The organism is Oleiphilus sp. HI0079 (assembly GCF_001635105.1).
Map to the genome: position 1 here is coordinate 1 of NZ_LWFT01000462.1, position 12,383 is coordinate 12,383.

Consider the following 12,383-nt stretch of genomic DNA (forward strand, 5'->3'; position numbering starts at 1 on the left):
CCTTGTGCGATCCTAGTTGGCAATGAAAAACAAGGTGTAAGCGATGAGGCAGCTGAACTTGTCGACAGGCATATTATTATACCTATGATGGGAATGGTTGAATCGTTCAATGTGTCTGTAGCGGCAGCGATTATTCTTAGTGAAGCTCAGCGGCAGAGGCAGTCAGCGGGAATGTACGATAGACCTCGGCTTGATCGCCATGAGTATGAGCGGACATTCTTTCGTTGGGCGCACCCGAACATCGCCAAATATTGTCATGAGCATGAATTGGACTATCCTCCCGTTTCGCCAGACGACGGCGAAATCATCAATCCTTCACAATGGTATGCGCGAGTTCGCGCAGATAGACTGGATAATCCGAGCGAGTGATCACAAAGCTGGTTAAGTTGGCATTGCCAATGATCGTTGGTCAGTTGGCGTTTGCCTCAATGGGGTTCGTCGATACGGTCTTGCTTGGAAAACTTGGTGTCGAGGTCCTTGCAGGCGGGGCTTTGGGGACCATGGTGTTCCAGTTTTTTCATATCGTTGGCATAGGTGTGCTGACGGCTACAGCCAATCTTATTGCTTTTGAATTTGGTCAAAATAAAGCGGAGGGCATACACACCGCGCTGCTCTCAGGTGTCTGCTCGGTCTTAATATTGTCTCTGGTGTTTGGCTTGCTGATTGTGAACGCGACGCCGATTTTACTTGCCCTTGGTCAAGATCCAAATATTCTGCCGATTACCACCGCTTATCTTGATGTGGTGGTTTGGGCGTTGTTACCGGCATTTTGCTTTATTCTTTTGAGAAGCTTGGCTCTAGGGTTGGGGGATTCAAGTGCTGTTTTGCCGGTTAGCATTCTTGCAGCGGCATCCAACTATCCAATTAGCTATGCATTAATGACTGGTAGCTTCGGGCTTCCTGAAATGGGAGTGCAGGGCGTCGCAGCTGGAACGTTGATCGTCTCAATTATGATGGCCGTAGCGATGGCTGTTTTTATCTATCAGAAAGAGGCATTCAAGCCTTTCAAATTTTGGCGTGACTGGAAGCATTTTCGGGTTTCTAGTGTGATTGAGACCTATCGGCTTGGATTGCAAATTGCCATCGCGCATGCGATGGAGGTCGGAATGTTTTCAGCGGCTGCGTTATTGGTGGGTGCGATGGGGGCTCATGCTCTGGCAGCGCATCAAATTGTTCTGCAATGCGTGACGCTTTCGTTCATGCTGCCCTTAGGTTTGTCGCAGGCTGTATCGGTCAAGGTGGGGAAGCATTTCGGCGCAGGAAACCCGCACGAGACTAGACAGATTATTCAATATGGTTTGGTGATTGCGAGTGTAACTGCGACGTGCGCTGGGCTAGTGTTTTGGTTATTGCCGGATATGCTAGTTGCTTTTTTTGTGGATGATGAGCTCGCAGTACAGGAGTTCGAGTCTCTGCTAGCAACTGCAAGCTTAATGCTTTTTGTCGGTGCGCTTTTTCAGTTGGTTGACGGTTGGCAAGTTGTGCTTATGGGAGTGCTCCGAGGCTTTAAGCTTGGGGCGTCTCCAACTATTGTTGCGACAATTAGTTACTGGGGGCTAGGTTTCCCTGCTGCATATTTTTTGGGTGAGAAGTTTGGGCCCGTTGGTGTCTGGAGTGGCATGGGGTTGGGCTTGGGTTTGAGTGCGATCTTGCTTTTTGGTTTAGTTGTAAAAGCGTATAAAAAGGCCTTTTAGCTAAAAATTCTTATCGGCGCCGGTCTCTGCAAGAGTACTCAATGCTCCAGGGAGACCAGAGATCGAGAGCCCACGAATTTGCGTTGTATAGCAGGATATTGTCGGTCAGCCCGACGATGAAGTCTGTTGGTGTGACTTCGGTAGTAATTTGGTTCCATTCAAGGCCTGAACAATCGACTTTCAACTGAAGTGGGTTGCTGATTTCTGCTAGTGAAAATATCGCGTGGTGATACCAGCGACGATAACGGATGCTGCTTGCGGCATCGTATTGTAAATTTGGCATTGCATCAGAGTCTGAGAGCAAGCCAAGCGTCCAGTCAAAGCCGATGTCAGGGCTTGGATCAGGCACGACTGGCCCGTTTTCAAAGTGGATCACCGCGCAAGCTTGCAGGCATGCTGCACAAATAATCGGCGTTAAGCGTTTCGGGGCTTTATAAATCGCTTGAATTAGTTTCATTCCGCTACAACCTTTCTTTCGCACCAGACTTTTGCCGTTCGTGGCATATAGATACCGAGCGTTATTGTGGCGTAGAGAATGTCCATCGGCTCAAATTTTGTTTGCATTTGCACAACTGGCCGGCCGCGACAAATTTCTTGCGTGTTCACGCGGTGTTCGCCCAACATACCCCAAAAGAAGAACGGTTTACTTTCTTTATAATGAGGGCGATATAAGAAGTCTGGGTCGCCGCTCTCGGTAATTGTGATTGCGGCGCAGCCGCTTAAGAAGGCAAGGGCGAGAGTAAGAATGGTTAATCTAAGCGATTTCATTGTTTTTAGTGTAAGTTCGCGCTAAAAGTTGCTGCATTATACACACGGCATGGCCTTTAGCGCGTGATCCTGTTGTCATTCCGTATCAGACACTTGTTAGTCTTGTTTTTCTTTTAGATATTCGGTTAGTTGTTTTTTTAATGTTTTAGGAATCGATGTAATCGTGAGCGTGTCAGACTGTTCGTCGTAGAGGATTGTTTGCTGAAAAAGATCAGAAGAGAAAGAGAGGCTTAAACCATTTCCTTTGCCCGACATTCGCACGAGGTGCTTTAGTTTGCGTGTATCAGGGCGAAGCTCTTTCTCCGGGGCGATGCGCGCGCGCTCTTCTGCATATTGCGCAAAGCGAGAGGGTTGATTTTCATCTAGATAACCAGACAACTCTGTCAAGGGAACTGCCTCGCCAAGCTGCTGCTGTTCCACGCAAAAATCATAAGCGCGTTGTCTGACCTGTGTCGACTCTTCCGGTGAGCTGTCCTTGGTGTAACTAGCAAGCACTTCCATCAGTGTTTCGGTTTCTTTTTGTGTGTCTATACTGCTTTGGAAGCCGATGCTTTGAACGAAAGCTTCACCGAGTTTTGCCGCGCCGCGGCCCTTTATAACTGTAAGGTACGGAGAATGACCATCTCCTGATTGCCAAGAAGTTGCGTCGACCTTTACTGCTAGCTCCAGCTTGGATGTGTTCAGATAATCAACTGTGCTCAGGTTTTGGTCACTTTCAAGCATCAAGCCGCTTGAATCTTCCAAAAGGAAGATCCAGAAACGATCGCCGTCTGCGTGATCCTCGTCGATCATCAGTACATGCCGTTCCACAGATTCGGGCGTCTTATCAACTAACTCTTTTAGCTGGCTGAGATATTTTTCACTAAAGCTTAGAAAGCTTAAGCTGCCATTGATTACTTCTTGTAGCCAGGGCTTGAAGTGGCTTTCTGCGCTCTCGCTGTTAAATTCACCGAACAGTTTGCCTGCTCTAAACTGGAATAGTTTTTTAAATTGGCTAAAAAGCGCTTGGTGGTCTGCGTTAGGGGAATCTATTAAAGCCCCGTGAGTAATCGAGGAGGGCTGGTCGTCTTGCCAGCGAGTAAGTTTATGAAAAACAAGGTTGCGAATCGCCATAATGCCCTTTTAAAACGCTTAGCAGGTCGTGTCGGGCTGAGGTTGAAGAAGTAACCTCAGCCCGCATGATTAAAGATTTTTGAGGGCGGCAATGATATCAGCTTCTGAGTCAGCTGAAACCTTGTCATCAAAATCTTTTAGGTCTTGGGCTGCGACCACGACGATGAGTCCTGCATTATTCAATGCTTGTGCACATTTATTCAGTGCTTCCGAGCTCAATTCGTCTGCGCTAATGCAAATGGTGGTTTTACCAGCATCGAAGAGGCGTCGTTCTATCGCTCTTGCAAGCTCATTACCTTTTGAGCCAGTGGCCAGAATAGTTCTGCCGGTATGGCCGTAGCGACGCGTTTTTTCATCAGCGGTTACCGGAGTCCAATCATCACTAGCTGAATGATCAGTTTCTTCAACGATCATTCCTGCGCCCACCGTTACGTTACTAAGTCGGTCGATTAGAATGAATGAGCCGGTGTACTTGCTTTGATCATAAGGGTCAAAAACCACTTGTTGACTGAGCATAAGTTCGCACTTCGCGATTGTGTTCAGGTTGAGTTCTGTCGCCGGCTGCTCTTCAAATGTGTTTACATCAACGGCATGTTCAATTCTTCGAATAGATCCTGATGATGTGCTTGAACCTAGCTTAATATCGATTAGCTTTCCTGGTGAGATTGCGTCTTCGCTCATCCAGACAATGTTGGCTAAAAAGCTTTGGCTAACGCTAGGAATACTGTCTGATTTAACTAAAGTGTCGCCGCGCGAAACGTCAATCTCATCGTTTAGTGTGAGCGTAATTGCCTGTCCTGCAAAGGCGCTGCTTATGTCGCCATCATAGGTAACAATTGATTTCACGGTACTTCGCTTGTTCGAGGGAAGAGCGATGACTTCGTCACCTTTGTTGATTTCCCCGGACGCAATCGTGCCGCAGAATCCTCGAAAGTTTAGGTTGGGGCGATTTACATACTGAACAGGAAGTCGGAAGTCTTTAAAGTTTTTGTCGTCGGCTACCTTTACGTTCTCGAGGATCTGCATTAAAGGTTCGCCCTTGAACCACGGAGTAAGCTCACTATTCGTCAGAACGTTCGTGCCTTTCAGCGCTGAGATGGGTACAAAACGAATGTCATGCATACCCAGTTGAGAGGTAAAGCTAAGGTAGTCGTCTTTTATCTCGTTATAACGGCCTTCATTATAATCAACAAGATCCATTTTGTTGATGGCCACAACGACGTGCTTGATCCCTAATAAAGATGCGATGAAGCTATGGCGTCGAGTTTGGGTGAGCACTCCTTGGCGAGCATCAATCAATATGATTGCGAGATCGGCGGTCGAAGCGCCTGTCGCCATGTTACGCGTATACTGCTCGTGTCCAGGGGTGTCAGCAATAATAAACTTGCGCTTGGCCGTTGAAAAATAGCGATACGCGACATCGATTGTAATACCTTGCTCGCGCTCTGCTTGTAAGCCATCAACAAGAAGAGCGAGATCTATCTCGCCTTCGTTTGTGCCGCTTTTAACGCTGTCTTTGCGAATCGCTTCGAGCTGATCTTCGTAAATCATTTGCGAGTCGTGAAGGAGTCGACCGATGAGGGTGCTTTTGCCGTCGTCAACACTGCCGCAAGTAAGAAGGCGTAGAAGCTCTTTTTGCTCGTGTTGCTTTAGATATTCGTTGATGTCTTCACTAATTAATTCGGATTGGTGTGACATGTAATACTCTCTAGTTTGGCCGATAACGGCCTTGTCCATCTTGAATTGGTTGCTTGAGCGTCTTAAACAACGCCTAAAAATAGCCTTCGCGTTTCTTCTGCTCCATTGAGCCAGCCTGATCATGGTCGATAACGCGACCTTGGCGTTCTGAGCTTGTTGTAAGCAGCATTTCCTGGATGATGTCCGTCAGTGTGGCGGCTTCTGACTCTACTGCGCCAGTAAGCGGATAGCAGCCAAGGGTGCGGAATCGAACTGATTTCATCTCTGGGACTTCGCCCTCTTTGAGCGGCATGCGATCATCGTCGACCATAATGAGTGTGCCATCGCGCTCGACGACTGGACGCTTGGCTGCGAAGTAAAGTGGAACGAGCTCAATGCCCTCAAGGTGGATATATTGCCAGATATCTAGCTCTGTCCAGTTTGAGAGGGGGAATACTCGAATACTCTCTCCTTTATTGATTTTGCCGTTGTAAATGTTCCAAAGCTCTGGACGCTGGTTTTTGGGATCCCAGCGGTGGTTTTCGTCACGAAATGAATACACGCGCTCCTTTGCACGAGATTTCTCTTCATCGCGGCGAGCACCACCGAAAGCAGCATCAAATTTATACTTGTTCAATGCTTGTTTAAGCGCCTGGGTTTTCATGATGTCTGTGTGCTTCGCGCTCCCGTGAGTGAACGGACCCACGCCTGCATCAACACCTTCTTGATTGGTATGGACGATCAGATCGAACCCGTACTTCGCGACTGTTTCCTCGCGAAACGTGATCATTTCTTTAAACTTCCAAGTCGTGTCTACGTGCATTAATGGGAATGGCGGTTTTCCTGGGGCGAAAGCTTTCCTGGCGAGATGCAGCATCACCGCTGAATCTTTGCCAATGGAATAAAGCATAACGGGGTTGTCGAATTCTGCCGCAACTTCTCGAATAATGTGGATGCTCTCGGCTTCGAGTTGCTTTAGGTGCGTCATTTTGTGGTCAGACATAGTGTTTGTATCTCATAGCTAAGACGAAATGATCGATATTTGATTGGCGCACTATACCAGAAGCATTTATTCCTAAAAAACCTTTCAAGGCAATCTGGTCGTATCTTTTTGGAATATGTATATGCGTTTGTTTTTGCGTAAATTATGGATTCGTCATTCTGGTTAGAGGCGCGTATAATCGCTCTTTTCGATTTCACGGCAAGGCCTTGCCTTGATGTAATTCTGTTAGAGACACTCATGAACGTAAAAGAATATATGTCTGATCTGGGCCAATCGGCTCGTGCTGCTGCTGCGGAGATGGGCGCGGTAAGCACTGCAAAGAAAAATCGCGCTTTATTAGCAACCGCAGAAATACTGGATCAGCGTCGTGCTGATTTGGTCGCGGCGAATCAGCAAGATCTAGAAAATGGAAAGGCGAATGGGCTCGAACCGGCCATGCTCGATCGCTTGGAGCTGACCGTCGGTAGAATCGACACAATGATCGAAGGTCTCAAGCAAGTTGCAGCGCTCGCTGACCCTATCGGCGTTATAAACGATTTGAAATACATGCCTTCCGGTATTCAAGTGGGCAAAATGCGTGTACCGCTTGGCGTGATTGGTATCATTTATGAGTCGCGACCGAATGTAACGGTTGAGGCTGCAAGTCTTTGTATTAAGTCCGGTAATGCAACGATTCTTCGTGGTGGTTCCGAGGCGATTCATTCGAATCAAGCTGTGGCAGCGTGTATTGCAGAGGGGCTCAAAATAGCAGGTCTGCCCGAGACAGCTGTGCAGGTAGTCGAGACGACTGATCGTGCGGCAGTAGGTGAGATGATTACCATGCCTGAGTATGTTGATGTCATTGTACCTCGCGGAGGCAAGGGCTTGATCGAGCGTATCAGTCGTGATTCAAAAGTAACCGTGATTAAACATCTGGATGGGATTTGTCACGTCTATCTTGATGAGTTTGCAGACGCGGAAAAAGCACAGAGCATAGCGATTAATGCGAAGACCCATCGTTACGGTACATGCAATACGATGGAAACCTTGCTCGTTGACGCAGCAAGGGCGAAAGAGCTTCTTCCGCGTTTAGAAGCTGCATATAACGACATAGGTGTTGAGCTTCGCGGATGCTCGAAAACGCAAGCGATTCTTTCCAATTGCGTTGCAGCAACTGAGCAGGATTGGGAAACGGAATATTTGGCGCCAATACTGTCGATTAAGGTTGTCAGTTCGCTTGATGAGGCGATAGCGCATATTAATCGTTATGGTTCGCACCACACCGACTCTATCGTTACAGAGAATTACACTCGTGGTCGTGAGTTTTTGACTCGTGTTGACTCGAGCTCGGTGATGATTAACGCCTCTACGCGCTTTGCGGATGGGTTTGAATACGGGCTGGGGGCGGAGATTGGAATTTCTACGGATAAAATTCATGCGCGCGGGCCAGTTGGTCTTGAGGGGCTAACATCAGAGAAGTATGTTGTTCTTGGTGACGGGCACGTGCGTAGTTAGTCATTAATGAAGATTATTTTCGGTGGCAGCTTTGACCCGATTCATATCGGGCATCTAAGAATCGCAACGGAGCTTTCTGAGGCGTTCTCGGGTCGCTGTGTAGATATTGTTCCGTGTAAGATTCCTCTTCATAAATCCCAGCTAAACGTGTCGGCTGAAGCTCGTCTGTCTTTGATTCAGGCCGCAGTAGAAGGCGACGCCCGCCTTGCTGTGAACGCCTGCGAGCTTGAGAGAGAGGGTGTGAGTGACTCTTTTACCACTCTAAGCAAGCTCTCGAAGGGTGGGAACTCGCCAATCGTAATGGCAATTGGTACCGATTCAGCCTTGGGTTTGGATTCCTGGTATAAAGCAGACGAGCTTGCCGAGCTTTGTCATATGGTTGTCTTGAAGCGACCTGACTACTCAAGCTTTGAGCTAGAGGACGTTTTTCGTCGATTGGGCTTCGAGTTCGCCAGCACTGTGGCAGAATTGGAAGAATGTGGAGCAGGCAAGGTGTATTTGCTTGACGTGACGCAGCTCGAAATCTCGAGTTCTGTCATTAGACGTAAAATAGCTCAAAATTTGAGCATTAAATATCTCGTTCCTGATGCGGTTCATCAGATTATCTGTAATAATCGCCTTTATTATTAATCTCTGTCGTGAGGTATAGCCTGACAAATATGCAAGCAGAAGAAATGAAAGACCTCGTTATTGAAGCGCTTGAAGACCTGAAAGCCGACAATATAAGCATCCTCGATGTTAAGCCCCGTACCAGCGTAACCGATTTTATGGTGATCGCGTCCGGAACCTCCTCTAGACATGTCAAATCCCTAGCAGATAACGTAATAAGCGAAGCAAAAGACCGCGGGATCAAACCTGTGGGTATTGAAGGCGAGTCAAGCTCAGATTGGATCTTGGTCGACTTAGGTGGCGTGGTTGTGCACGTTATGATGCCGGCAACGCGCACGTTTTATGATTTAGAGCGTTTTTGGCTCGGCTCCGCTGACGAAGGGGTAATGCCCACGGATAGTGCTCGACTAAACTAATGAAAGTTAAGGTTATCGCGGTTGGCACGAAGATGCCTAAATGGGTCGTAGCGGGAACTGAAGAATTTTCGAAGCGACTTCCGCGAGAACTGAAGTTGGAGTTTGTCGAAATTCCCTTGGGGAATCGTTCGAAGGGGGCAGATCTCAAGCGAGCGATTCAGTCTGAGAGTAATGCGATTTTAACCTCTATTGCCGATCGAGACTGGGTCGTGGCGCTAGAAGTGAAAGGCAAGCCTTGGACTACTGAGCAGGTGGCTTGCGAACTCGAAAGTTGGCAGATGCGCGGCGATAATGTGTGTCTGCTGGTGGGAGGGCCGGATGGCCTTAGTGACGAGTGTCGCGATAGAGCAAACCAACAATGGTCGCTCTCACCTTTGACACTTCCTCATCCTCTAGTAAGGATTCTTTTAGCGGAACAGCTTTACCGCGCCTACTCAATCAATCAAAATCATCCCTACCATCGAGCCTAGCAGTTCGAAATAAGAACATAATTAAACAGGGCATCCTTCCTTCGTGCGCAATACCCATCATATTAAAGACGCGAACCGTGAAAAAAGTATTTTCGCAGTTCGCAGTGTTATTGCGCTGCTCATTGTTTTGGCAATGCTGGTGGGTCTTGTTGTTCGTATGTATCACTTGCAGGTGACGAATCACGGTCACTACCAAACGCTCTCCGATAAAAACAGGATGCAGCTGCGTTCTGTTGCGCCAACGAGAGGGCTGATCTATGACCGTAACGGAGTGCTTCTAGCTGATAATCGCACCATCTCCAGCTTGGCCATCATTCCTGAGTTGGTGGATGACCTTGATGTGTTGATCGAACGTCTGGAGGCTATCATCGATATTGATGAGCGCTACATTCAAGGGTTTCACAAGCGCTTAAAGCGCCCGCGCAGACCCTACCAGGCCGTTATCTTGAAGAGTAATTTGGATGAGCAGGAAGTGGCGAGGATTGAGGTTCGTCGGCACAATTTGCTAGGTGTTGAGATAGAGGCGGAGCTAGCAAGATTCTATCCGCTTGGGGAGATGACCGCGCACTCTGTTGGCTATGTCGGACGAATTAATGAAAGAGAGCTTGAGAAGCTGGATCAAGGCAATTATTCGGCAACGAACTATATCGGCAAGGTTGGAGTAGAGCGTTTTTATGAGGGAGAATTGCATGGAACGGTTGGCTTTGAAACAGTAGAAATTAACGCTAGCAATCGAATTTTAAGGAGTCTTGATCAGGTCGAGCCCGAACCCGGAAAAGACCTTGTGTTGCATCTGGATTCGCGCTTACAAGCTCGAGCGATCGAGCTTTTAGAGGGGCGCCGCGCTGCGTTAGTTGCAATTGAACCGTCGACTGGGGGAATTATTGCCCAAGTAAGTACGCCGAGCTATGACCCGAATAAGTTTGTCACTGGAATCGATCACAAAAGTTATGCCGAGTTAAGAGACTCTCTCGACACGCCTCTGTTCAACCGTGCTTTAAAAGGTCAGTACCCGCCGGGGTCTACGATAAAACAAGTGATTGGTTTGGCGGGGCTTGATACTGGGGCAACTACAGTTGATTACACGATTATGGATTATGGTCGTTACCAGCTCAAGAATGATGAAAGAATCTATCGTGATTGGAAGCGAGAAGGGCATGGCAAGGTCAATTTGCTGGATTCGATTGCTCAGTCGTGTGATGTCTATTTTTATGATCTAGCGTTCAAGCTCGGCGTCGATGAAATGTCCCGTTACCTTGGTTACTTTGGTTTTGGTGAGAATCGCGCGCTCGATGTGTCAGAAGCGCGTTCAGGTATCTTGCCCAGCCGAGAGTGGAAGCGCGCTTGGCGTGGCTTAGCTTGGTACCCGGGAGATTCGCTTAATATGGGGATTGGTCAGGGCTTTATGCTGGCTACGCCGATGCAGCTAGCCACAATGACTGCAACGCTTGCGAGTCGAGGGGTATGGAAGGCGCCTCGATTGCTCAAAAGTACCAAGGATGGATCTATCGTGTTGAATCAGCGCGTTGACCAAGGTCAGGATATTAAGCTCAATAAACCGGACTTATGGGAGTATATCGTCGACACTTTGGAGGCCGTTATGCATTCAAAAAAAGGCACGGCGAGAGGAAGTGGGCGTAATGCCGAGTATCGTATCGCAGGGAAGACGGGAACAGCTCAAGTGGTCGCAATTGCTCAAGGCGAAGAATATGACGCGGAAGCGCTCGCTGAGCGGCACCGTGATCATGCATTGTTTATCGGCTTTGCACCGGCGGACGACCCTCAAATAGCTGTGGCCGTTGTAGTTGAGAATGGTGGTGGCGGAAGCAGCACGGCAGCGCCGATTGCGCGAGCACTGTTCGATGAATGGATTTTAAAGTTGTCTCATGACGACGAATTGGTAGGGCTGCGATGAGGGGTGATTTTTTAAGGCATATGCCTGGAGCGGAGCACCACTTAGGCAAAGGAAAATCGCTCTTCTATCGGCTGCATATTGATCCTATATTGCTCTGTCTTCTACTGGTGCTCGCTGTAGTTGGTCTTGCAATTCTTTATAGTGCGAGTGGCGAAAGCTGGGTGCATGTAGAGCGTCAGGCCATCCGTTTTGTAGCCGCCTTCGGTGTCATGATAGTGGTCGCTCAGTTCGAACCCAGTTTTTTCAAGCGTTGGTCAGTGGTGTTGTTTGTTCTAGGTGTGCTAGCACTTTTGGGCGTGATGTTTTATGGGGTCGGCGCAAAAGGGGCTCAGCGTTGGTTGCAGTTACCTGGCTTGCCCCGTTTTCAGCCATCGGAGTTGATGAAATTGATCGTGCCGATGATGGCTGCGTGGTATTTATCAAGCCGCTATTTGCCGCCGAGCTTTAAAGATGTGTTAGGCGCTCTTTTTCTCATTTTTGTTCCTGTTTTTTTGATCGTGCAGCAACCAGATCTTGGTACCTCCATCCTTATCGCTTCTGCTGGTCTTTTTGTCATTTTGTTTGCTGGTATATCTTGGAAGATAGTGACAGGTTTTGCGGTGATTGTTGCGTCTTTCGCTCCAATTATGTGGACGTTTGTCATGCGTGATTACCAGAAGCAGCGGGTACTTACCTTTTTGGATCCCGAGAGCGATCCTTTGGGCGCCGGGTGGAATATCATTCAATCGAAGACGGCGATCGGGTCTGGAGGTCTGACCGGAAAAGGCTGGATGGAAGGTACGCAATCCCAGTTAAATTTTCTTCCGGAAAGTCATACCGATTTTATTATTGCGGTTTGTGCCGAAGAGTTTGGTTTTTTGGGCGTGCTTGGTCTGTTGTTCTTGTATTTTTTAATTGTTGTAAGAGGCTTATATATCGCCGTTAAAGCGCAGGATTCGTATAGCCGATTGCTAGCTGGAAGCCTGATATTGACGTTCTTTGTTTATGTGTTTGTAAACATTGGTATGGTGAGCGGTATCCTCCCGGTTGTTGGAGTTCCACTTCCACTAGTCAGCTATGGCGGTACTTCAGTCATTACATTGATGGCGGCTTTCGGCGTTATCATGTCCATTCATACTCATCGCCGATTTTTGTCGCGCTAAAGCCTACCAAATCTTAATTAGAAAGTTGCCCATGATCGTAGCCATGGATGTTGAGCTCGCACTACACTAAGCCCTCATTTCT

13 protein-coding genes are annotated in these 12,383 nt (G+C 48.0%); 8 read left to right on the top strand and 5 right to left on the bottom strand.

The genetic code is table 11. The features are described from left to right. Both A3750_RS05980 and A3750_RS05985 read left to right on the top strand, forming a co-directional pair. Nucleotides 1-369: TrmH family RNA methyltransferase (locus tag A3750_RS05980; protein WP_304440177.1), on the top strand; the 369-nt coding region annotated here is incomplete at its 5' end. Then, a complete protein-coding gene (locus A3750_RS05985; RefSeq protein ID WP_068451224.1) occupies nucleotides 366-1,694 on the top strand; it encodes an MATE family efflux transporter in 1,329 nt (442 codons plus the stop codon). The genes A3750_RS05980 and A3750_RS05985, both read left to right, overlap by 4 nt. 10 nt (nucleotides 1,695-1,704) lie before the next feature. Here the strand turns inward: A3750_RS05985 and A3750_RS05990 are convergent, their stop codons facing one another. The 5 genes from A3750_RS05990 to cysD form a co-directional block, all read right to left on the bottom strand. Next, nucleotides 1,705-2,151, bottom strand: coding sequence for a hypothetical protein (locus tag A3750_RS05990; RefSeq protein ID WP_068451229.1), 447 nt, complete (start codon nucleotides 2,149-2,151; stop codon nucleotides 1,705-1,707). Further along, nucleotides 2,148-2,462, bottom strand: coding sequence for a Bor family protein (locus tag A3750_RS27280; protein ID WP_068451233.1), 315 nt, complete (start codon nucleotides 2,460-2,462; stop codon nucleotides 2,148-2,150). The genes A3750_RS05990 and A3750_RS27280 overlap by 4 nt, the downstream gene beginning before the upstream one ends. Before the next feature lie 96 nt (nucleotides 2,463-2,558). Next, a complete protein-coding gene (locus tag A3750_RS06000) occupies nucleotides 2,559-3,575 on the bottom strand; it encodes a nucleoid-associated protein (RefSeq protein WP_068451236.1) in 1,017 nt (338 codons plus the stop codon). A gap of 69 nt (nucleotides 3,576-3,644) precedes the next feature. Next, on the bottom strand, nucleotides 3,645-5,273 hold the full coding sequence (gene cysN / locus A3750_RS06005) for a sulfate adenylyltransferase subunit CysN (protein ID WP_068451266.1): 1,629 nt from the start codon (nucleotides 5,271-5,273) through the stop codon (nucleotides 3,645-3,647). A gap of 73 nt (nucleotides 5,274-5,346) precedes the next feature. Beyond that, entirely contained in the window at nucleotides 5,347-6,255 is a 909-nt protein-coding gene (cysD, locus tag A3750_RS06010; protein WP_068451239.1) for a sulfate adenylyltransferase subunit CysD, read from the bottom strand. Between the two features lie 237 nt (nucleotides 6,256-6,492). Between cysD and A3750_RS06015 the strand changes: the two genes are divergently transcribed. The 6 genes from A3750_RS06015 to rodA are packed head-to-tail and all read left to right on the top strand — an operon-like array spanning nucleotide 6,493 to nucleotide 12,301. Then, a complete protein-coding gene (locus tag A3750_RS06015) occupies nucleotides 6,493-7,749 on the top strand; it encodes a glutamate-5-semialdehyde dehydrogenase (protein ID WP_068451243.1) in 1,257 nt (418 codons plus the stop codon). Nucleotides 7,750-7,755: 6 nt separating this feature from the next. Continuing rightward, complete coding sequence (gene nadD / locus A3750_RS06020; protein WP_068451246.1) at nucleotides 7,756-8,379, top strand: nicotinate (nicotinamide) nucleotide adenylyltransferase; 624 nt, start codon at nucleotides 7,756-7,758, stop codon at nucleotides 8,377-8,379. 29 nt (nucleotides 8,380-8,408) lie between these two features. Then, nucleotides 8,409-8,774 carry a ribosome silencing factor gene (gene rsfS, locus A3750_RS06025; RefSeq protein WP_068451250.1) on the top strand — a complete coding sequence of 122 codons (366 nt, stop codon included), beginning with the start codon at nucleotides 8,409-8,411 and terminating at the stop codon, nucleotides 8,772-8,774. After that, nucleotides 8,774-9,244, top strand: a complete 471-nt coding sequence (gene rlmH / locus A3750_RS06030) for a 23S rRNA (pseudouridine(1915)-N(3))-methyltransferase RlmH (protein WP_068451253.1) — start codon at nucleotides 8,774-8,776, stop codon at nucleotides 9,242-9,244. The genes rsfS and rlmH overlap by 1 nt, the downstream gene beginning before the upstream one ends. Nucleotides 9,245-9,287: 43 nt before the next feature. Beyond that, nucleotides 9,288-11,159, top strand: a complete 1,872-nt coding sequence (gene mrdA / locus A3750_RS06035; protein WP_255374871.1) for a penicillin-binding protein 2 — start codon at nucleotides 9,288-9,290, stop codon at nucleotides 11,157-11,159. Then, nucleotides 11,156-12,301, top strand: a complete 1,146-nt coding sequence (gene rodA / locus A3750_RS06040) for a rod shape-determining protein RodA (protein WP_197466083.1) — start codon at nucleotides 11,156-11,158, stop codon at nucleotides 12,299-12,301. The genes mrdA and rodA overlap by 4 nt, the downstream gene beginning before the upstream one ends. Nucleotides 12,302-12,383: the final 82 nt, after the last annotated feature.

Excerpts from the sequence above, each read along its gene's own strand:
- A3750_RS27280 (WP_068451233.1), bottom strand. The coding sequence starts at position 2,462 with ATGAAATCGCTTAGATTAACCATTCTTACTCTCGCCCTTGCCTTCTTA.
- cysD (WP_068451239.1), bottom strand. The coding sequence starts at position 6,255 with ATGTCTGACCACAAAATGACGCACCTAAAGCAACTCGAAGCCGAGAGC.
- rodA (WP_197466083.1), top strand. The coding sequence starts at position 11,156 with ATGAGGGGTGATTTTTTAAGGCATATGCCTGGAGCGGAGCACCACTTA.
- rsfS (WP_068451250.1), top strand. The coding sequence starts at position 8,409 with ATGCAAGCAGAAGAAATGAAAGACCTCGTTATTGAAGCGCTTGAAGAC.
- cysN (WP_068451266.1), bottom strand. The coding sequence starts at position 5,273 with ATGTCACACCAATCCGAATTAATTAGTGAAGACATCAACGAATATCTA.
- nadD (WP_068451246.1), top strand. The coding sequence starts at position 7,756 with ATGAAGATTATTTTCGGTGGCAGCTTTGACCCGATTCATATCGGGCAT.
- rlmH (WP_068451253.1), top strand. The coding sequence starts at position 8,774 with ATGAAAGTTAAGGTTATCGCGGTTGGCACGAAGATGCCTAAATGGGTC.
- A3750_RS05990 (WP_068451229.1), bottom strand. The coding sequence starts at position 2,151 with ATGAAACTAATTCAAGCGATTTATAAAGCCCCGAAACGCTTAACGCCG.
- A3750_RS06015 (WP_068451243.1), top strand. The coding sequence starts at position 6,493 with ATGAACGTAAAAGAATATATGTCTGATCTGGGCCAATCGGCTCGTGCT.
- A3750_RS06000 (WP_068451236.1), bottom strand. The coding sequence starts at position 3,575 with ATGGCGATTCGCAACCTTGTTTTTCATAAACTTACTCGCTGGCAAGAC.